The organism is Paenibacillus macquariensis (assembly GCF_900156375.1).
Classification (GTDB): Bacteria; Bacillota; Bacilli; order Paenibacillales; family Paenibacillaceae; genus Paenibacillus_AQ; species Paenibacillus_AQ macquariensis.
The window spans coordinates 83,883-103,572 of record NZ_FTNK01000003.1; the positions used below are offsets into that span (position 1 = coordinate 83,883).

Sequence of the window (19,690 nt, forward strand, 5' to 3'; positions counted from 1 at the left end):
ATAGGCGACTTCCGTAGCAGGACTTCAGACCAATCTTGGCGAAAAGAAACCAACAGTGTTACACTATAGGCAAATCCCAAGTAAAAGTAAGTATAGAGAAGGCGGTAGCATGGGAATGAACGGGAATAACGACCCATTATCCGATATCAAAAAAAATCTGCGGTATAATATGAATAATGCGCGTAATGCATTAACAAATGTTCAACGTGAACAGTGGTCTATTGAGGCTATTCGTCATATGACTCAAAAGCTAGAATCCATGAGAATTAATAATTTTCTAGTCTATATTTCGTTTCGATCTGAACTCAATACAAGATCCTTAATTGAATGGGGATGGAATAAGGGCATACAAGTTCTAGTTCCAAGATGCGATTCAAATGATTATTCTATGGATATCTATCCTCTTCAAGATTGGGATGAATTGGTCTCAGGATCATATGGTATAGAGGAACCTAACCCTTTGCGGACAAGCGCTCTTGGACATGATTATGTGCCAGAGGTGATCATTGTACCGGGTCTTGCTTATGATAGCCTTGGAGGAAGATTAGGCTATGGTAGAGGTTATTATGATAGGTTGTATGAACGTTTACAGCCATATGTTGATCATAAGGGAGCACCGATCTTGATGGGACTTGGTTATGAAATGCAGGTCGTGAATAAAGTGCCTATGGATAGGCATGATGCAATGCTGGATATTCTGGTTACAGAAAACGGAATTATGAATTGTGAGAAGGAGGGTAAGCATGGAATTGACTCATTTCAATGAACAGGGTAGAGCGCGTATGGTGGATGTGTCCGACAAAGACGTGAGCGCACGTACGGCAGTTGCCCACACAACGGTTATAATGGAAGCGGAGACGCTAACGAGGATCAAGACGGGAAGAATTAGCAAGGGTGATGTACTGGCCGTAGCTCAAGTAGCAGGTATTATGGCTGCGAAGAAAACATCCGATTGGATTCCAATGTGCCACCCCTTGCCACTTACGGGCATAAATATTCAATTTACAGACAATGATCATAATGAACTATACATAGAAGCAACCGTTAAGACGACTGGAAAGACAGGCGTTGAAATGGAAGCACTTACGGCTGTATCTGCCGCTGCCCTTACGGTATATGACATGTGTAAAGCACTGCAAAAGGATATGGTCATTGGACCGACGTTACTCCACTCTAAGACAGGTGGGAAGAATGGGGATTATCAGCTTAAAGCGTAGAGATAGAATCAAGAAGAGAAGGAGGAGGGTGATCACATGGTATGGAAAACAGCGATCTTAACGGCTAGCGATAAAGGAGCAAGAGGTGAGCGTGAGGATACGAGTGCCCAGGTCATCCGGGAGTTAATAGAAGAGGAATTGGGCGGAGAGATCGTAGAATACCGCATCGTGCCTGATGAACAGGATGAAATCATGGCATCACTTATTGAACTAACGGATTATTTCAGGGCGGATCTCGTTCTAACCACAGGAGGCACGGAACTTGCCATCCGAGATGTAACACCTGAAGCCACAAGGAAGGTCATTGAACGTGAGGTCCCAGGGATGTCAGAAGCGATGAGAGAAGCGGTAATGCAACGTAATCGATCTGCCATGCTATTTCGTGGTATATGTGGCATAAGAGGCAGAACGCTTATTGTGAATCTACCAGGTACCCCTAAAGGCGTACACGAATGTCTAGCAGCGATTATGGATCAGCTACCTGAAGCACTTCTGATGGTGACGGGTCAATATCGGCAATAGAGCCTATCATTGATGGCGAATTTGCAACCGAAATTGCTGTTTTTATGTGATTTAAGTTATGGTATAATTCGTATATTGAATATTTGTTTATAGTTGAAGGAAAGATCATCTGAGAATCTTACATAAGGAAATATAAAGAATGAACAAGAGTCTATACTCGTTCCTAGCTCATTCCTTATCGTTATATGATTTACTAATGAGGAGGTATATAACAATGTTTAGTGGTATTGGAACACCGGGTATTATTCTACTTGTAATATTAGCGTTACTGCTATTTGGACCTAACAAGTTACCTGAACTAGGACGTGCTGTTGGACGGACATTCCGCGAATTTAAGAATGGAGCACGCGAGATCATGGATGATCCAGCGCCGCAGAAGACCGAAGTCCAAAAAGTTGAAAATTCTCAGAATGAATCGGACAATAAACGCCTTCCTGAATAGTACGTCAGCATCATATTGACAGTCTCATCCCTTCCTCTGGGGAGGGATTTTGTTCTGCCCAAAATAGACGTAGAAATCGGAGGTGGCATACATGTCAGTAGCGCAGGATGAGATGTCTATTTTTGAACATTTGGGTGAACTGCGTAAAAGAATTATTTATATTTTGATCGTATTTCTTGCGGGGCTTATCATCGGGCTGTTTCTGGCCAAGCCTATTTATGATTATTTACTGAAAGCAGATGCTGCCAAGGATTATGTACTACATGCCTTCTCTTTCTGGGATGGTATTGGAATATACATGAAAATTTCTATGGTTGTATCTCTCGTGATATCCATTCCATGGATCGCGTATCAATTGTGGGCTTTTGTAAGTCCAGGATTACGGGAGCGGGAACGTAAAGCAGCGTTACGATATGTGCCGTTTGTGTTGATTCTCTTTTTAGCTGGAATTTCCTTTGCTTATTATGTTGTGTTCCCGATGGCACTATCTTTTACAACTGCCGTAACTACAAGCATGGGCTTAGAAGAAACGTATGGCATCATTCAATACTTTAGCTTTATGTTTAGTCTAGTGATTCCTTTAGCTCTTCTCTTTGAACTACCACTTGTTGTGATGTTTTTAACCAAAATTAGAATTTTGAATCCACTACGGTTGCGTAAGATGCGGAAGATGGCTTATTTTGTGCTTGTATTTATAGCTGTAGTGATTACACCGCCCGATTTCATCTCTGACTTTTTAGTGACAATTCCACTCCTATTATTATATGAGTTCAGCGTGTTTGTATCGTCAATTATCTATCGTAAACAGTTAGCCGCTGATGCGGCGCTGGAAGCGAAATATCGTCAACCTACGGATACAACCGAATAATGAAGTGCAAACGGCTTTATTGTCCTTTAAGGGATGATAAAGCCGTTTGTCGCGACATGAGCAAGGTATATCTTTTCTATCCTAAAAAAAAGATATGCCAATCAACTGAATAAGTTATACTTTTTTAAAAGTAATCATTTGGAAATGTTCTAACGATATCGGAGGCATATTTAACCTGTGGGTGGATAGAATGGATGAGAGCTTACACATTTTATTTTGAAAAATGCCATCAAAGGACTTGAAAAATGTGCCCAAGTTGAGTATCATAAAAATTGGTTGTTAGCACTGAGGCATGTCGAGTGCTAATACATATTTCGACAGATGTTACTGTATCACAACATACTATATTAATAAGGAGGCTATTTTTCATGATCAAACCTTTAGGTGACCGCGTATTGGTAGAACCAATCGAGCAAGAGGAAACAACAGCATTTGGAATCGTCCTTCCAGACTCCGCTAAAGAAAAGCCGCAAGAAGGTAAAGTTATTGCAGTAGGAAGCGGTGCGGTAAAAGATGGAGCACGTGTTGCTCTTGAAGTAAAAGAAGGCGACAAGGTTCTTTTCTCTAAATATGCCGGAACAGAAATCAAATATGAAGGTAAAGAATATTTGATTATGAAAGAAAGCGACATCCATGCGATTGTAGGCTAATTATCATAAATGAACGTATGTAATATATAATCCATAAGGAGGAATACATCACCATGGCAAAAGATATTAGATTTAGTGAAGACGCTCGCCGCTCTATGCTGCGCGGTGTTGATGCTTTGGCAAATGCAGTAAAAGTAACATTGGGACCTAAGGGCCGCAACGTCGTTCTTGAGAAGAAATTCGGTAGCCCGCTTATTACCAATGATGGTGTAACCATTGCTAAGGAAATCGAACTTGAAGACCCGTTTGAAAACATGGGCGCACAGCTCGTTAAAGAAGTGGCTACAAAGACGAATGACGTAGCCGGTGACGGTACAACTACAGCAACAGTTCTAGCTCAAGCGATGATTCGTGAAGGTCTTAAGAACGTTACTGCAGGTGCTAACCCAATGGTTATCCGTAAAGGGATCGAGAAGGCTGTTAAAGCAGCTGTAATCGAACTTAAGAACATCGCTAAACCAATCGAAGGCAAACACTCCATTGCACAAGTTGCATCGATCTCTGCTGCTGACGAAGAAGTAGGCGAATTGATCGCTGAAGCTATGGAAAAAGTGGGTAATGACGGTGTTATCACTGTTGAAGAATCCCGTGGATTCGCTACTGAATTGGAAGTCGTGGAAGGTATGCAATTCGACCGCGGTTACATTTCTCCATACATGATTACAGATACGGACAAAATGGAAGCTATTCTTGAGAATCCATATATCCTAATCACAGATAAAAAAATCAGCAGCACACAAGAAATCTTGCCATTACTTGAGAAAATCGTTCAACAAGCTAAACCGCTTGTTATCATTGCTGAAGATATCGAAGGCGAAGCACAAGCTATGCTGATCGTTAACAAATTGCGTGGAACATTTAACGCAGTTGCTGTTAAAGCTCCAGGATTCGGTGACCGTCGTAAAGCAATGTTGCAAGATATCGCTGCATTGACTGGTGGACAAGTGATTACTGAAGAACTTGGTCTTGACCTGAAATCTACAACAATTGAACAATTGGGTACTGCACGTCAAGTGCGTGTAACTAAAGAAAACACAATCATCGTTGACGGTGCTGGTAACAAATCCGATATCGATGCTCGTGTAAGCCAAATTAGATCTCAGTTGGAAGATACAACTTCCGAGTTCGACAAAGAGAAATTGCAAGAGCGCTTGGCTAAATTGTCCGGTGGCGTAGCAGTGATCAAAGTCGGTGCTGCAACTGAAACAGAACTTAAAGAACGCAAACTACGCATCGAAGATGCCTTGAACGCAACTCGCGCTGCGGTTGAAGAAGGTATCGTATCCGGTGGTGGTACTGCACTCGTGAACGTATATAATGCAGTAAATGCTGTAGACGTGACTGGCGACGAAAGAACTGGCGTAAACATCGTATTACGCGCTCTTGAAGAACCAATCCGTACTATCGCAGCTAATGCTGGTCAAGAGGGTTCCGTTATTGTGGAACGCTTGAAGAAAGAAGCTATCGGTATCGGATACAATGCTGCTACTGACGAATGGGTAAACATGTTCGAAGCTGGTATCGTTGACCCTGCTAAAGTAACTCGTTCTGCATTGCAAAATGCTGCATCTGTAGCTGCAATGTTCTTGACTACTGAAGCAGTAATTGCTGACAAGCCAGAGCCAGAAAAAGCTGGTATGCCTGATATGGGCGGCATGGGTGGAATGGGCGGAATGATGTAATAAGGGGTTAATCCCTTATACATCAAGGGTTTCTCGTAAGGGGGACCTCTAAATGGTAACACAAAAGAAGCTTCTCATGAGTTCATTGAACTTGTGGGGGGCTTCTTTTTTTATGCAATTGTGGGGGCGTTATTCATGTTGTGCGAAAAATAGGATTGCTCAATATAGTCCAATGAGTATTATGAGTAAGGATATGTAAAATTTAAAATGGAGATAGATAGGATGGAGAGTACCATGAAAACATCACGTCTTGTGAGTGCATCCGCCCAGCTTTATTTGATTGATTTGGCTAAGCAGTCTTCACCCAAAGCGAAGGATCTCGCTACATCGTTGAATCCAGTAGCCTCTAACTTAGGAATCGCAGGTGGATCCGCAATTGGTGGAGTGGTTGTCCAACATGGAGGATTAACCTCTCTACCTGTAGCTGCTGCCATCCTAGCGATATTAAAGACTACTTCCTAACAATAGGAGGTAGTCTTTTTATATTTACTTCTCCTTTTGAAGGAGAAGTAAATTCGGATTCTGGAATACTAGGTAAATGAAAGTTCCATACGATCATCAAAAACAACGTAGGCTTTCCTCATGAGAGGGAAGCCTACGTTGTATAAAAAGGTCAGTATCCATTTAAGTGTCTATTCTATAAGGTACATTTTCAAAGACTTGTTTTAACAGTAAGTCTTTTAAATCATGCACAGGTGGGTATGCTCAATCTAATTCTTGATCTAAAACAGGTTTTACTAAACGACGTACTTCATCTGTTGACGTGGTGTCCATTAATTGGTTTCTTAGTTCTCCTGCGCCTCTAAATCCACGAACATAGATTTTGAAAAATCGAAGAAGTGGTTTAAATGGACGTGGTTCGGTTTCTTTTGAATATTTATCGTGAAGATCCAACTGTAAAAGAAGTAAATTGAGAAAATCCTTCGCGCTATGTTCTTTAGGTTCTTTTTCAAAAGCATATGGATTGGTGAAAATGCCGCGGCCAATCATGACACCATCAACGCCGTATTGTTCTACTAATTTTAAACCTGTTGCGCGGTCAGGAATATCTCCATTAATAGTTAACAACGTATTTGGAGCAATTTCATCGCGTAATTTTTTTATTTCAGGGATTAGTTCCCAGTGTGCATCTACTTTACTCATCTCTTTTTTTGTACGAAGGTGAATGGAAAGATTCGCAATATCTTGTTTCAATATATGTCCTAACCAATCGCGCCACTCGTCAATGTCAGAGTAACCCAATCTTGTTTTAACACTAACCGGCAATCCACCTGCTTTTGTTGCTTGAATAATTTCTGCTGCAACTTCAGGATGTTGTATTAATCCAGCACCTTTCCCATTGGCTGCGACATTTTGTACTGGGCATCCCATGTTTAAATCGATACCACGAAAACCAAGTTTTTTCAGATCAATACTCATTTGTTCAAAAAATGCAGGTTTATTGCCCCAAATATGAGCGACAATCGGTTGCTCATCTTCTGTGAACGTTAATCGACCACGTACACTGTCTTTTCCTACAGGGTGACAATAACTTTCTGTATTTGTGAATTCCGTGAAAAATACGTCGGGTTTTGCAGCTTCACTAATGACGTGACGAAATACAACATCTGTGACATCTTCCATTGGTGCTAATATAAAAAACGGCTTTGGTAAATCAAGCCAAAAATTTTGTTCGTTACTCATATTATCTCCTTCTGATGCAACATATAAAAACGATATTATCTATAGCAAAGTCCTTTGCCCATCATACATAGTATCATTTTTTTTCGTTTGATGCACAGAATTGATTGTGTGAGCGGTTGAGGCGTGGATGTTAAATATCCATGTTGGGGCTTAAGTATACACATTCGATGCATGTGGAAACTATCGTACTGCTGAGACGTATAACACCAGTATTGATAAGAAATAATTAAACTGTAACGAACCCTGCCTGTGGCAACGTCAGAAATTATTAATGCATCAGGATCTGTGCTTATTAGGAAAGTGGGGCAATAAGAGAATGAAGTTTTTAGGAGCAGGTACTTTTATTCTATATAGCATCATTACAGGAGGGATTGTTGGGCTTCTCGTATGGAGCTTTTTAGCTATTCTTACTGTAACGACTCGCTTTTTATGGGTTGATTTGCCGAATGTAATTGATATTGGAGCTTGGCCACTAATCGTGTGTGTAGTTGGCGGTATTTTGATAGGTTTATCTCAAAAGTACCTTGGTAATTACCCGCGTTTAACAGATGAAGTAGTAGCAGAATTCAAGCAAACAAAAAGAATTGATTACAGTTCAGTGTTTAAGGGCGCCATAACTGCAATTTGTGTACTTTCTTTTGGTGCCAGTCTTGGTCCCGAGGCGGCTTTAGTCGGGATAGTAGGAGGCCTTTCTACGTGGGCAGGAGATGTTTTGAAATCATTAGTTAAGAAAAAATCTATATTAAATGAACATGGAGATATCATCATCGAATATAGTATTGAGGCAACAATAGGTATGGTTTTTAGGGCGCCGCTATTTGGAGTTAGTACATTGTTAGAAGATACAAAAGAATCAAGGCATATTAAGCTAATAAAGACAGTTGTGTATTCATTAACTACTGCCGCAGGTTTTTCTGTATTTATCCTATTATCCAAAATAGATAACAAACAATTTTCCATAGCGGATTTTGGTACACCAGCATTAGGCGGATATGAAATATTAGCTATAATTCCGCTGATCCTTTTAGGAGTATTGCTTGCAAAATTATATGAATTATTTAGTCATAGTGCCCAAAAGGTACTCAAACCACTTGAAAATTATAAAGTCATTAGAGCTGTTATTGGCGGGATAGTACTAGGATTAGTCGGTACGATTCTCCCTATTACTTTATTTTCGGGGGAGCATGAGTTAACCGAAATAGCTGCTAAGTGGACCGGTATGTCAGCTTATTTATTATTGGCAATAGGTATTGTAAAGCTATTTTTAACTGAATTTTGTTTAGCCTCTGGTTGGCGTGGAGGACATATATTTCCTATTATTTTCGCAGGGGTAAGCATAGGCTATGGAATTGCGTTGTTATTCTCGATAGATCCGGTAACATCCATTGCCGTAGTCACCACATCTCTCGCCAGTGCAGTACTCCGGAAGCCGCTGGCAGTTTTTTTGCTTTTAATCATGATCTTCCAAGTGAAGCTGGTTATACCTATGTTAATTGCAGCATATTTACCAGTGTATTTATTAAAGCTGAAACGGGGATAACTTAAGGCTACCCTTGGGGAATTTAAAATATGGAAGTTAATATTGGCTTCTACAGCCACATCTTAGTTTATTCTACTGTCAGCACTCGATACATGTTGAGTGTGTGGCTTGGTTGGAGCTGGAAATGTAGATCTACCGCCTCCATGTGAAAAGGGCGTAAATCAAGGCACATCCTAGGTTAATATGTTCCCGCATACGAAACATATGATTGGATAATTCCATGACTACATTTTGACCAAGTACACTGCAAACACATCATATTGACTTGGAAATATAGGACTGATTTTTAAGGGGATTCGGATAGAAAACCTATGATAGGACCTAAAATACACATAAAACTCACCTGATATCATGGGCGGCATGATGTAATAAGCCGCTGCAACCCTTGATATATAAGGGTTTGTATGTAAGGTGAAAGTGAAATGCTAACATTTTGCTAACATAGAGGATTATAATCGAGGCTTCTCATTAGTTGTGCAAACTTTTGGGAAGCTTCTTTTTTCATTTCTTTTGTTGCATGGAGATAGACATTCTTGGTGATTTGATCATCTGAATGACCAAGAATGTCCATAAATTGTTGTGTATGTCTCAATGAATGAGGTGTTAAGTCAGAGTTTAATTTTGCGATTGCAAGAAGTCTTGCCATCCTGAGTTGTTCCATTTTGATAACTGTAGGATATCCACGTCAAGTAGTCTGGCGCCAATCCTTGATTTTTAGCGGTTTTTAAGAACATTGCAAGTTCTTCCTTTTCCAAATACTTAGGGACTTCTTCTTCCTCCAGCTGTTCAATGGTTTTTTTATCTTTTTTAAGATAGGCAAACTCGTTAGTGTCCTTTTTAATAAGCTCCAATTCTAATGCTTTTCGAGAAATCATTCTCCCAGATCGATGTATTCCTTCCCTTGTACTATCAGAATATCCTCTGTCTTATAAATCGTTGAGAGCATTTTGATAGAGCTTTCTTGTGATATCCTTCAATTTTAGTTGAGCAAAATAAGTAATCAACTTCGAAATTTCATGAAGTCTGACTTCGTATGGTTCCCGGCTTTACATCTTTTGCTTCACTGTAGATCGTGAGCCACTCTTTTGCAAATGCATTAAACGTTTGGTTTGTTTCTTCCAAATAGGTTCCTTCTCTTCACTCATATTCCGATAATTCTTCGTAATGTTCTTCTGCCAGATACGAACCAAAAATGCGTTTCGGCTAGTCTAATCCTCCATCAATACCTACTGCCCCACATGTACATAACTGAAAGTCATGTGTAGTTTTCGATTCGATTGTATCTCCACAGTGTTTGCAACGGATTCGGTTTTAGTTTCTTCTTCATCGATAATGCCCAAATGTTAGATTACTGTATTTATACTTAATTAAAGTCATAGCCATATAAAAATATATTAAGTTTTTCTTGGATTGAATCCAAATAAATTTCCTTTTCATTTAAGCGTTTAAAGTTTTGGCTATCATAAAACCCATAGTTACATCTAGTATCTGTATATAGATACATAGACTCCACCTCCATACTTTGCATATAATTAGATAAATAATTAATCAAAGTTTTACCAACACCAAGCCCTCTAGATTCTTTGGAGATAATAAATAAGTGTACACAACCTTGAAGAGAATCCTGTTTTCCTTGGATAATTTCTTTATAAATATCTTGAATTTTTAAAAATTCTTTAAATAACTTTTTATTCTCTTTGCTAGATATCATTAACTTGAAAAATGCAGAGGCAGTGACTAAAATACTATGAGACTTAGATAGGCGATTCTTATCCTTTTTTGCACTACCTAAAATAACACCGATAACCTTGTTATCTTTTTCAGCAACTTTACTAAAGGAACTATCTAAGATACAACTATGAAGATATATATTTAATATTGAATCTAAAAATTTCTTATCCTCAATAAATTCACCAAACCGAAATGCATCACAAATCAATTCTTTAACACGTTCATAATCTTTTTTAGTTAACTTTCTATACGTTACGTTATCCATGTTTATACGCTACCCTTTCATATAATTAAATTTTAATATAGTATGTCATTGTAACTAGCCTATAGATATTATAAAATGTCCCCTAAGGGTAGAGTACACAAATAAATATAAGGAAATATAAGGAAGTGATTTAGATTAATAAATTTTTTTCTATTGGAGAAGTTGCTAAAATCAAAGGAATTACAATAAAAGCTTTACGATATTATCATAAGGTAGGTATTCTTATTCCTAGATATATCGATGATACAACTGGTTATAGATATTATTCCATAGATCAATTTATTTCTATAGATGTTATAAAAGGGTGCAGAGTTATAGGGGTTAGTATAGCGGAACTTCAAGAAGTTTTTAAGAAATGTAATACTGATGAGCTATTAGAGTTTCTAAAAATAAAAAAATATGAAGCACAAGAAGATATAAACAAGATGAACGAAGTAATTAAAAATATTGATGATATTATTACTTTTGTAGAGCATTCTAAGGATATTTTACATAATAATGAAATAAATATCGAAGTTTTAGAACAGCGTTATATAATTTTTGCTCCATGTAAAGAAGTGGGTAGTTTAAAGGAGTTACTTTATTATTCTGATTTAGATAAAGTCATAACAGATAATAATCTAGAAAGGTCTATGGAGAGAGGAATAATATATAATTTTAATAGTAATGGAGATGCAGAACCGATATATGTATTTAATGGACTAAAGCAAAATTATAATATAGAAGTTGATGATAGTATAATGATATTACCTAAGGGTAAGTATTTAACCTTAGCTTATAGTAAGGATGACGAGAAGGAGTATATAAACAAAATACTTTATTATATAAAAGTAAATAATTTAAATGTTAAAAACTGTATTGAAGTAGAGTTATTCAATGACTTCTTTAATACAGAATACTATAGTTGTCAGATTCAAATGCTTATAGAAGAGAATTAGTTGATTATACATGTATTAAAAGAATAATGAGTGTGCAGAAAAATATAGTTGTTTAAATATCACAGAAAAACTCTAATTATTTTATCAAGATGATTTTTCACCCACCTAAAAAATGAAAAACACCTTACGTTGAAAAACTGGTATTGAATACCAATAATTCAACGTGGAGGTGTTTTTTCTATATGGTACAAGAGTGAGTTATCTAGCAGAGGTAAAAATGAAGGCCATTGAAATGCGAATAGCAGGGATTCCAGTGAAGCGAGTGCTAGAGGAACAACTTCAAAAACGAATAACCGACGTTATTTACTTGCTTTTCTATTGAATAACCTGCTATTGCGTATACAAGATTTTTTACATGGTTGGTTTGAAGGCTTTTTTGTTCGATCACCAGCTGCAACAGGTATAAAATCTTGCAGAATGATTACTTTACAGTATTTAATTATTTTTCTATAACATTTGACAATGAAAGTTATTTGTTTTAGCATAAACTTAAAATATTTTAATTAAAATATTTTAAGTTTATTGCAGAAAGGAGAAAAAAATGTGTTGAATGAACTCTTTGAAGATTTGTATATGAAACTTGCTATGAATTTTTATAAAAAGGCAGCTCACGGCCAAACAGTAGAGATTGAAAATATAAGTGCTGTAGAAATGGCATGCCTTGAAGTTGTATATTTCTTGAAAAAACCTACCTATAGCGAGCTTTCAGAGTTTTTTAATATATCACAGCCGAACGTAACGTATAGAATCAACAAATTGATTAAAAAAGGCTATCTTACAAAATTCAATGACGAAAAAGATAAACGTGTATATTACCTTCAAGTAACAGATAAATTTATGGAGTATTACTGTATTAATAATAACTATATTAATAATATAATAATAAATTTGGAAAAAAGATGTACCGCAGAGGAAATAGAACAATTTGGAAAAACTCTAAAAATACTAACAAAAGAAGCTATGGAGTAATTACAGATGGAATTAAAATTTGCTAAAGATTTCGATCGTGATGAATGGGCAACGCCAAATATGATTGTTAAGAAATTGGAAGATCTATGATGAAAAAAGTAACCATTGGAGAGATGACATGGAATGGATTTATGAATTATTTCAACAGTATGGATACTATGTTGTATTAGTTGGATTGTTGTTAGAATATATTGCTCTTCCATTTCCAGGGGAGCCAACATTAGTTTATGCAGGGTATTTAGCACATATGGGAGACTTAAACTTACTGATATTAATTTTACTATCGTTTATTGGGACAAGTGTTGGGATGACGATTCAGTACTTTCTAGGTAATAAACTTGGAATGCCGTTTGTACAAAAGTATGGAAAGTATGTGTTTTTAACACAGAGAAAAATCGATTTAACGAAAATGTGGTTTGATAAATATGGATACCTCCTGCTTTTTATTGGATTCTTCATTCCAGGTGTACGTCATTTTACTGGATACTTTGTAGGAATAATCAATTTATCATTTCGCCGTTTTGCAATAATAATTTATTCAGGTGCTTTGTTTTGGGTATCTTTCTTCTTAATTGGTGGTCACTTGTTAGGTGAAAAATTGCATTATGTCTTTAATATGATGGAACAACACATCGGGAAGATTGTTTTTGGAGTTATTGTAATTGCAGCTATTACGTTAGGTATTCGTTTCCGTGAAAAATTGAAACGTTTATTTGTACAAAACACACATCAATGATTCTTATAGAAAGAGATGTTGATATATGAAGAGTTAAGAGTTGTACCTAATATTACCGTTTACTTAAATACCTTTCACAATATAATTAGCAGTTTGTTGAGAAGTCGAGAAATGAAACGTGACCACTTCTCTATTTTTCAAGGTGGTGCTGTAAGACTGTTTTTTATCCATTGTGTTGATTTGAATTAATTGGAGGTTTATTATACTGTGAAGCTTATACCCTGTATGATTACAATCGGAAACTTTATTTGCGGACTTCTTGCAATTCGCTCTTTGTTATTTCATGATATCTATGCAGCAGCGTTCTTCATTTTTGTTGGTATGTTTCTCGACTTTTTCGATGGCATGGCCGCACGTAAGCTAAATGCCGTTTCGGATATTGGGAAGGAACTTGATTCTTTTGCTGATTTAATCACATTTGGTGTGGCTCCTTCTATGCTCGCTTACAATGTAGCATTGCATAGTATTTCGTTTATTGGGATTTTGTGTACGCTGGCATTTGGCATTTGTGGAGTGATTCGCCTTTCCAGATTTAATATTCATCAAAGCGATTTTCCGACATTCATTGGAATGCCGATTCCATTCGCAGGAATATGTCTTGTTATATTAAGTTTCATGAATAACAATAACTCAATCGCATTAGCATTAGGCACATGTGGGCTTTCTTATTTGATGGTGAGCAAAATTAAGTTTCCACATTTTAAAAGACTTACAGTTGAAAATTCAGAGGCAAGAAGATGGGAATAATTCAGGAATTAATTGCATCTTATGGGTATCTAGCAATTTTTTTAATGTTGATTCTTGGAATCGTTGGAATACCGATACCCGATGAAGTCCTATTGACAATTGTCGGTTATTTTACCAATATTCATGTGCTGAATTATGAACTTGCTATTTTCATTAGTTTTGCAGGAGCGCTTATAGGGATGATGATCAGTTATCTAATCGGAAGAAAAGCTGGTCGTCCTTTAATAGAAAAATATGGAAAATGGATCGGGCTGAAAGAAAAGAGAGTAATGAAAGTAGAAAGGTGGATGAAGAAATACGGAGCGTATGCACTTGTTTTCGGGTACTTCATTCCAGGTTTCAGACATGTAACCTGTTACTTTGCGGGAATCGGCAAAATGGAATTAAAAACATATATTACTTTTGCTGCGATTGGTGCTTTTTTATGGTGTTTCACTTTCATTACAATTGGAAAGGTCATTGGGATTATACATGATTAATACAAGCCCATTTCCTATTTTGGGGTATCGCCCCACATCCATCAACTTAAGAATTTTATAACGCTCAAAGTAAAAAAAATGTACTGTTTTAACAGACTCCTCCCGAGGGGAGAAAAGTTATCTGAGATACTGTCCGATGCGATCCGGAAAGAATACGGAAAGCTGAAGGAGCATTTTCCCCCAATTCTGCACGGCCTGTCCATTTACGGGTAACATCCATCGTGGCTAAGTAGAGTATTTTCAGTAAGGAATGGTCCGTAGGGAAGATGCTTTTACCTTTGGTAACCTTACGTAATTGACGGTGGTAACTCTCAATGATGTTGGTCGTATAAATAATTTTTCGGATCCCCCTGTGTTAGGCTAGTTGTCATAGATGTAAGGAAACAGGTAGCCTTTCAGATGTGAAGGAAGCTTTAAGTGTCGGCAAATTAGTTATTTCATCTATGGGTAAAGGTCATTTCACAGATGGTGGTCACTATATCCTCTTAGTCGGGATCAACAATGGAATGATTGATGTATACGATCCAAACAACGACAAGGTATTCGAAATGCAGTTGCTAAGACACCAGCAGAAAAGAAGGGAATCGGAAGGTTAGCTGATACACTACGTGAAGCTTCTGGACAAAAGAAACAGAATGGATGATAAAAGCCCTGGGTATTTTATTTACCGTACAGCCCTTACTAATCCCTAATTACTACATAAGATATGATGTACCTTAAACCAAAGGAGGAATTGCTATGGGTGAAGTTGTTGGAGGAATTGGCGGATATTGCGGTGTTGGTGGAAGTACAGCGGCAATATTAGTATTGTTCATTTTGCTGGTTATTATCACTAAAACGTTCTGTATCTAAATTAATTCGCAGTAATTAACTGATTGTCCCAAATTATTATATTAGTCCTAGCATCAAACACGGAAGCATCGTTATGCAATCCGAAAACATCGGTAAAAACACCCCATCACCTTAAATGGTTGGTAGGGTGTTTTTTTGTATTTTAATCAATCCGAAGCTTTACTACTACCTAATGTTTTATGTGGAGTTGATGGTGTATCCACACGTGATCTGTGCATGAATATATTATCAGGCAAAAGATGTATCTAAAGAATGGAAGGAAGGCTCAGTTGACGTTAAAATAACTGAACTACGATTTAAACAGGAAGAATAAGCGTTCTAAATAATATAGAAGAAGGCCACTAGTATGTAAAACTAAAGGGGTCTTTTTTTGTGCCGATATTTATAAGTCCCAAAATTGATCGATTTTGATGGAAGGGTCCACTTCTCGAAGAACAGTGACTATTTTCTTCATTGTGGTCCCACTCGGAGTATATGCTTTATCACCGCAAGCAGAAGTGATGGGATTTTTACAATAATAATACTATTCTCCATCCTATACTCTTTATCAATATTTCCATGTACACTATATGAATCATCAACTACTAGAATCCAATTGATAAGTTCTCCCTTGTTCGCTTGAACAGACAATTAGAGCTAAAATAAAAAGTGGACACCTCTTTCCTTGATAAGTGAAGTCGGATAATTCACTTAACAAGGAAAGAGGTGTCCTTTTATGGGTGAACAACTCCGGGTTTTATCGTCTAGGTACGAAACGGAACTATAAATCAAGCAATTTGAGGAATCTGGAATAAAATGAGATGGTGAATGACATGATTTGAAACGATAATAAATGTAGGATTCTATATATTATAAATGTAGGACATTATAAATTTCGGAGGTGCAAGTTTATGTCAAAAGTAAATAATGCTCCATATCAAAATCCTGAACTAACCATCGATAAACGAGTTGAGGACTTGATGTCTAGAATGACACTCGAACAGAAAATTACCCAGCTCGGCTGTGTGATATCCATGGGTGGAATATTGGATCATTTGGATGTTCAACTAACCAATGGTATCGGTGAAGTGGCTGTGATGATGGGCGGAAAGACGGCTGCAGATAATGCTAGTTTGGTAGAGAAAATCCAAAAGTATCTTGTAGAAGAAACGGATCTTGGTATTCCAGCTATCATACATGTGGAAGCGTTATCAGGTGGTGTATTTGCAGAAGCAACCAACTATCCTATTGCCATTGGACTGGGTGCAACCTGGGATCCGGAAAAAGTGCAGCTTATGGGTGATGTGATCCGCAAACAGATGAAATCAATCGGTTTTAGGCAAGCGCTTTCACCCGTTATGGACGTTGCACGCGATCTGCGTTGGGGTCGAATTGGTGAAACCTACGGAGAAGACCCAACATTAATATCCAGCTTTAGCGTCGCTTTTGTTAAAGGCATACAAGGGAATGACTTAAAAGAAGGTGTTGCCGCAACTGCCAAGCATTTTCTTGGCTATAGCATGTCTGAAGGCGCATTGAATATGAGCAGTCAGCATATGACTCGCAGAGAAGTTCGTGAAGTATATGCAAAGCCGTTTGAAGCTGCAATTCGGATGGCTGATCTTGCTTCGGTTATGAACTCATACGGTTCACTTGATGGTGAACCCGTTGTCTCTTCCAAAGAGATTCTTACAGATTTGTTAAGAGGAGAAATGGGCTTTAATGGTATCATGGTTTCGGACTATATGGCGATCGAAAGACTGACAGAATCTTTTCATACCGCTGAAGATATAACAGATGCAGGCATACAATCGTTGCAAGCAGGTATGGATATCGAACTACCCATGGTAAAGTGCTATGGAGCTGCTTTGCGCGAAGCTGTCAAACAGAATCGCTTGTCAATTTCACTTGTTGACCAATCGGTACGTAGAATACTGGAGACAAAGTTTCGCCTAGGGTTATTTGAGAATCCTTATCCGGATTATAAGGCTATTGAAGAAAGTTACCACCAGCCTGAAGATGATGAGTTATCTTATAAGCTAGCTAAAGAATCCATTGTCCTATTAAAAAATGATAATAACATGTTACCACTATCCAAAGAAATTAAAAAAGTAGCAGTAATCGGGCCGAATGGTGATTTGTTCCGGAGCAATTATGGGGCGTATACCTTCCCTGCAATGGTGGAAATGGGTATGAGAATGATGGCAAATAATGATACAAGCGGCATGGCTGGTGTAGATATCACCGAGATGAATATACAGGGTGATTTAATAGAAATGCCAATGCTTGAACCGATGTTGCAAGGCATGTACCCAAAGTCTTCAACAGTGAAGAAAGCTATTGAGACAAAGATTCCCGGTGCTCATGTCACTTATACCAAAGGTTGCGATATCATGGCTGAAGATCGTTCAGGCTTTGAGGAAGCGATTAATCATGCTTCGGAAGCTGAGCTCGTTATTATGGTGATGGGTGCTAAAAGTGGATGGGGAAAAGGCTGTTCCATTGGTGAAGGAATTGATAGTTCAGATATTGGCCTTCCTGGTGTACAAGAGGAACTAATTAAAGCTATTCATGCGACCAATAAGCCTATGATTGTCGTGCACATGAGTCCACGTCCACTGTGCAGTGCATGGGTAACGGAGAACATATCGGCAATTATTGAAGCCTGGCATCCAGGACAGTGCGGTTCACAGGCAATAGCCGACGTTCTGTTTGGCGATTATAACCCAGGAGGGAAACTTCCGTTCACTAGTATTCGTAGCGCGGGTCAAGGACCATCCTACTACAGTTATCAAAAAGGAAGTGGTTACGCGACCAGGGGTTTTGAAATGATGAACAACAAAGATGGATATGTGAATGAAACAGCCAAGCCTTTGTTCAGTTTCGGACATGGCTTGTCCTATACAGATTTTAGTTATTCCGAATTTGAAATTTCTTCCGAACAGGTACCAGCCAACGGAATGGTTGAAATCACTTGCAAGGTTACAAACGTAGGGAAATATGAAGGTGACGAGGTTGTACAGGTATATATAACCGATAAACTTGCTTCCATGGTACGTCCAAACAAGGAGCTTGTGGGTTTTAAGAGAATTTCGCTACAGCCTGGGGAAAGTAAGAATATTACCTTCACATTACAAATGAGCCAGTTAGCTTTTCTGGATAAGCAGATGAATTGGATCGTTGAGGCAGGGGAGATTGGTGTAATGATTGGTTCATCTTCTGATGATATACGTTTAAATGGTCAATTTACCATTGTGGACGGGATCACCTTAGAGAATAGTAATCGGGCTTTCTTCGCTGATGCAGTCTTGGTGTGACATAATTTGAAAGAGTAGATGAAGGGAGGGTGGTTTTACCATGGAAGGAAAATATAAATTTGAAATGATTGAGCATATCAAAGAAGCGCCAATGCAGTGTTTTATTGCTGGAATCGAACATTCCAGTCCACATTGGCATAATGAGTTTGAAGTATTATTTCTATTAAAAGGTTCTCTAGAGGTAACTTCGGAGAGTAAAAAGCACACAATGAAAACCGGAGATATTATTCTTTTCAATAGTAATACGATTCATTCAATAAATTGCTTGGATAAGGATAATTTCGCACTGGTTCTACAAATTAATCCAGATATCTATCAGTCCGACTATGGGAAAACCGCTCACTTCCACTTCCATTTAAATACATCTGAAACTGAGCAACCCCAGACAACGGATTATAAACAATTACAATCTATACTTGCACAAATTGGAATGGAGCTATTTTTGAAAAATGATGGCTTCCAATATTATATGAAATCGTTGTTATACCAACTTGTTGGATACTTGTTTCGTTATACCCACTACGATCCCGCCCATAAAGCAGAATCTGAGAGAAGCAACCTAGATCTTGAACAATTGACCACGATTATAGAATATATCAATAAAAACCATCAGTTGAAAGTGACTCTGAACAATGCTGCTTATAGTCTAAATATGAGCATTTCGTCGCTATGTCGTTTTTTTCGAGATAAAATGGGGATTTCTTTCGCGGAGTATTTGCACAGCGTACGAATCAGTCATGCAAAGGAACTACTGACTGGGACAAAGCATACGGTTCTGCATATATCTGAAGCATGCGGATTTATGAGTATGGCATCGTTCTATCGAGCCTTCCGCAAGGCAACAGGGACTACACCGACAGAATACAGGGAAATCGGTGAAGCAGGACAAAAGCGAAGTAATCTTCAGATACAAGGCTATTCAATTGTAAATCCCATTGTTGGCTATGAGCTTCTATCCAACTATATTGCAAAAAGCAATTCAAAGGAGGATTAACGTGGAAGCGCATAAAATTAGTTTCAGGGAAAGTTCGGATATGGTCTCGGTGATTTGGTAAGTAATCTTGGTTTTGCGG

At 37.9% G+C, this 19,690-nt stretch carries 22 protein-coding genes and 1 pseudogene; 18 read left to right on the forward strand and 5 right to left on the reverse strand.

Annotated elements, in window-relative coordinates; translation table 11 throughout:
* The first annotated feature begins 109 nt into the window (after nt 1–109).
* The 8 genes from BW961_RS06115 to BW961_RS06150 all read left to right on the forward strand — a co-directional run bounded on the left by BW961_RS06115 (nt 110) and on the right by BW961_RS06150 (nt 5,843).
* Nucleotides 110–766 carry a 5-formyltetrahydrofolate cyclo-ligase gene (locus tag BW961_RS06115; protein WP_082867385.1) on the forward strand — a complete coding sequence of 219 codons (657 nt, stop codon included), beginning with the start codon at nt 110–112 and terminating at the stop codon, nt 764–766.
* Nucleotides 744–1,217, forward strand: coding sequence for a cyclic pyranopterin monophosphate synthase MoaC (gene moaC, locus BW961_RS06120; protein WP_068582155.1), 474 nt, complete (start codon nt 744–746; stop codon nt 1,215–1,217). Before BW961_RS06115 ends, moaC begins: the two co-directional genes overlap by 23 nt.
* Before the next feature lie 36 nt (nt 1,218–1,253).
* A complete protein-coding gene (locus tag BW961_RS06125; RefSeq protein ID WP_068582158.1) occupies nt 1,254–1,739 on the forward strand; it encodes a MogA/MoaB family molybdenum cofactor biosynthesis protein in 486 nt (161 codons plus the stop codon).
* A 214-nt stretch (nt 1,740–1,953) separates the two neighbouring features.
* Complete coding sequence (locus BW961_RS06130; protein ID WP_068582161.1) at nt 1,954–2,181, forward strand: twin-arginine translocase TatA/TatE family subunit; 228 nt, start codon at nt 1,954–1,956, stop codon at nt 2,179–2,181.
* 91 nt (nt 2,182–2,272) lie between these two features.
* Entirely contained in the window at nt 2,273–3,049 is a 777-nt protein-coding gene (gene tatC / locus BW961_RS06135; RefSeq protein WP_068582164.1) for a twin-arginine translocase subunit TatC, read from the forward strand.
* 368 nt (nt 3,050–3,417) lie between these two features.
* Nucleotides 3,418–3,699 (forward strand): co-chaperone GroES, encoded by a 282-nt coding sequence (gene groES / locus BW961_RS06140; protein ID WP_068528071.1) that lies wholly within the window; start codon nt 3,418–3,420, stop codon nt 3,697–3,699.
* Nucleotides 3,700–3,752: 53 nt separating this feature from the next.
* Complete coding sequence (gene groL, locus BW961_RS06145; protein ID WP_068582167.1) at nt 3,753–5,381, forward strand: chaperonin GroEL; 1,629 nt, start codon at nt 3,753–3,755, stop codon at nt 5,379–5,381.
* 234 nt (nt 5,382–5,615) lie between these two features.
* Nucleotides 5,616–5,843: a hypothetical protein gene (locus tag BW961_RS06150; protein ID WP_139331548.1), complete on the forward strand. Its 228-nt coding sequence runs from the start codon at nt 5,616–5,618 to the stop codon at nt 5,841–5,843.
* 243 nt (nt 5,844–6,086) lie between these two features.
* On the opposite strand, the gene BW961_RS06155 is transcribed toward BW961_RS06150, so the two are convergent.
* Nucleotides 6,087–7,064 carry a tRNA dihydrouridine synthase gene (locus BW961_RS06155; RefSeq protein ID WP_068582172.1) on the reverse strand — a complete coding sequence of 326 codons (978 nt, stop codon included), beginning with the start codon at nt 7,062–7,064 and terminating at the stop codon, nt 6,087–6,089.
* Between the two features lie 316 nt (nt 7,065–7,380).
* Here BW961_RS06155 and BW961_RS06160 point away from each other — a divergent pair, with 316 nt between their 5' ends.
* Nucleotides 7,381–8,604, forward strand: a complete 1,224-nt coding sequence (locus BW961_RS06160) for a chloride channel protein (protein ID WP_068582175.1) — start codon at nt 7,381–7,383, stop codon at nt 8,602–8,604.
* 608 nt (nt 8,605–9,212) lie between these two features.
* On the opposite strand, the gene BW961_RS31100 is transcribed toward BW961_RS06160, so the two are convergent.
* The 3 genes from BW961_RS31100 to BW961_RS06170 all read right to left on the reverse strand — a co-directional run bounded on the left by BW961_RS31100 (nt 9,213) and on the right by BW961_RS06170 (nt 10,600).
* Complete coding sequence (locus BW961_RS31100; protein ID WP_068582178.1) at nt 9,213–9,479, reverse strand: hypothetical protein; 267 nt, start codon at nt 9,477–9,479, stop codon at nt 9,213–9,215.
* 328 nt (nt 9,480–9,807) lie between these two features.
* On the reverse strand, nt 9,808–9,909 hold the full coding sequence (locus tag BW961_RS31865) for a DUF7695 domain-containing protein (RefSeq protein WP_425298674.1): 102 nt from the start codon (nt 9,907–9,909) through the stop codon (nt 9,808–9,810).
* Between the two features lie 58 nt (nt 9,910–9,967).
* On the reverse strand, nt 9,968–10,600 hold the full coding sequence (locus BW961_RS06170) for a GNAT family N-acetyltransferase (RefSeq protein WP_068582181.1): 633 nt from the start codon (nt 10,598–10,600) through the stop codon (nt 9,968–9,970).
* Nucleotides 10,601–10,734: 134 nt separating this feature from the next.
* Between BW961_RS06170 and BW961_RS06175 the strand changes: the two genes are divergently transcribed.
* The 5 genes from BW961_RS06175 (at nt 10,735) to BW961_RS06195 (ending at nt 14,469) form a co-directional block, all read left to right on the forward strand.
* Nucleotides 10,735–11,538 carry a MerR family transcriptional regulator gene (locus tag BW961_RS06175; RefSeq protein WP_068582184.1) on the forward strand — a complete coding sequence of 268 codons (804 nt, stop codon included), beginning with the start codon at nt 10,735–10,737 and terminating at the stop codon, nt 11,536–11,538.
* Between the two features lie 543 nt (nt 11,539–12,081).
* Entirely contained in the window at nt 12,082–12,507 is a 426-nt protein-coding gene (locus BW961_RS31525; protein ID WP_068582187.1) for a MarR family winged helix-turn-helix transcriptional regulator, read from the forward strand.
* 118 nt (nt 12,508–12,625) lie between these two features.
* The gene (locus BW961_RS06185; RefSeq protein ID WP_068582190.1) at nt 12,626–13,243 is read left to right on the forward strand and encodes a DedA family protein; all 618 of its coding nucleotides are present in this window, start codon (nt 12,626–12,628) and stop codon (nt 13,241–13,243) included.
* Nucleotides 13,244–13,450: 207 nt separating this feature from the next.
* Nucleotides 13,451–13,990 carry a CDP-diacylglycerol--serine O-phosphatidyltransferase gene (gene pssA / locus BW961_RS06190; protein WP_139331549.1) on the forward strand — a complete coding sequence of 180 codons (540 nt, stop codon included), beginning with the start codon at nt 13,451–13,453 and terminating at the stop codon, nt 13,988–13,990.
* Nucleotides 13,981–14,469: a DedA family protein gene (locus BW961_RS06195; RefSeq protein WP_068582192.1), complete on the forward strand. Its 489-nt coding sequence runs from the start codon at nt 13,981–13,983 to the stop codon at nt 14,467–14,469. The genes pssA and BW961_RS06195 overlap by 10 nt, the downstream gene beginning before the upstream one ends.
* 117 nt (nt 14,470–14,586) lie before the next feature.
* On the opposite strand, the pseudogene BW961_RS06200 reads toward BW961_RS06195, so the two are convergent.
* Nucleotides 14,587–14,815: pseudogene (locus BW961_RS06200) on the reverse strand (transposase); the annotation flags it as partial.
* 55 nt (nt 14,816–14,870) lie between these two features.
* Between BW961_RS06200 and BW961_RS06205 the strand changes: the two are divergent.
* The 4 genes from BW961_RS06205 (at nt 14,871) to BW961_RS06220 (ending at nt 19,611) form a co-directional block, all read left to right on the forward strand.
* Complete coding sequence (locus BW961_RS06205; RefSeq protein ID WP_068582194.1) at nt 14,871–15,065, forward strand: hypothetical protein; 195 nt, start codon at nt 14,871–14,873, stop codon at nt 15,063–15,065.
* Nucleotides 15,066–15,207: 142 nt separating this feature from the next.
* The gene (locus BW961_RS29475; RefSeq protein WP_082867386.1) at nt 15,208–15,321 is read left to right on the forward strand and encodes a YjcZ family sporulation protein; all 114 of its coding nucleotides are present in this window, start codon (nt 15,208–15,210) and stop codon (nt 15,319–15,321) included.
* Between the two features lie 890 nt (nt 15,322–16,211).
* Nucleotides 16,212–18,617: a glycoside hydrolase family 3 N-terminal domain-containing protein gene (locus BW961_RS06215; protein ID WP_068582208.1), complete on the forward strand. Its 2,406-nt coding sequence runs from the start codon at nt 16,212–16,214 to the stop codon at nt 18,615–18,617.
* A 40-nt stretch (nt 18,618–18,657) separates the two neighbouring features.
* Entirely contained in the window at nt 18,658–19,611 is a 954-nt protein-coding gene (locus tag BW961_RS06220; RefSeq protein WP_068582211.1) for an AraC family transcriptional regulator, read from the forward strand.
* The last annotated feature ends 79 nt before the right edge of the window (nt 19,612–19,690 follow it).

Coding starts and splice junctions, on each gene's coding strand:
- groES (WP_068528071.1), top strand. CDS start 3,418: ATGATCAAACCTTTAGGTGACCGCGTATTGGTAGAACCAATCGAGCAA.
- moaC (WP_068582155.1), top strand. CDS start 744: ATGGAATTGACTCATTTCAATGAACAGGGTAGAGCGCGTATGGTGGAT.
- tatC (WP_068582164.1), top strand. CDS start 2,273: ATGTCAGTAGCGCAGGATGAGATGTCTATTTTTGAACATTTGGGTGAA.
- groL (WP_068582167.1), top strand. CDS start 3,753: ATGGCAAAAGATATTAGATTTAGTGAAGACGCTCGCCGCTCTATGCTG.
- BW961_RS06115 (WP_082867385.1), top strand. CDS start 110: ATGGGAATGAACGGGAATAACGACCCATTATCCGATATCAAAAAAAAT.
- BW961_RS06125 (WP_068582158.1), top strand. CDS start 1,254: ATGGTATGGAAAACAGCGATCTTAACGGCTAGCGATAAAGGAGCAAGA.
- BW961_RS06150 (WP_139331548.1), top strand. CDS start 5,616: ATGAAAACATCACGTCTTGTGAGTGCATCCGCCCAGCTTTATTTGATT.
- BW961_RS06130 (WP_068582161.1), top strand. CDS start 1,954: ATGTTTAGTGGTATTGGAACACCGGGTATTATTCTACTTGTAATATTA.
- BW961_RS06170 (WP_068582181.1), bottom strand. CDS start 10,600: ATGGATAACGTAACGTATAGAAAGTTAACTAAAAAAGATTATGAACGT.
- BW961_RS29475 (WP_082867386.1), top strand. CDS start 15,208: ATGGGTGAAGTTGTTGGAGGAATTGGCGGATATTGCGGTGTTGGTGGA.
- BW961_RS06215 (WP_068582208.1), top strand. CDS start 16,212: ATGTCAAAAGTAAATAATGCTCCATATCAAAATCCTGAACTAACCATC.
- BW961_RS06160 (WP_068582175.1), top strand. CDS start 7,381: ATGAAGTTTTTAGGAGCAGGTACTTTTATTCTATATAGCATCATTACA.
- BW961_RS31100 (WP_068582178.1), bottom strand. CDS start 9,479: ATGATTTCTCGAAAAGCATTAGAATTGGAGCTTATTAAAAAGGACACT.
- BW961_RS06220 (WP_068582211.1), top strand. CDS start 18,658: ATGGAAGGAAAATATAAATTTGAAATGATTGAGCATATCAAAGAAGCG.
- BW961_RS06185 (WP_068582190.1), top strand. CDS start 12,626: ATGGAATGGATTTATGAATTATTTCAACAGTATGGATACTATGTTGTA.
- BW961_RS06195 (WP_068582192.1), top strand. CDS start 13,981: ATGGGAATAATTCAGGAATTAATTGCATCTTATGGGTATCTAGCAATT.
- BW961_RS06155 (WP_068582172.1), bottom strand. CDS start 7,064: ATGAGTAACGAACAAAATTTTTGGCTTGATTTACCAAAGCCGTTTTTT.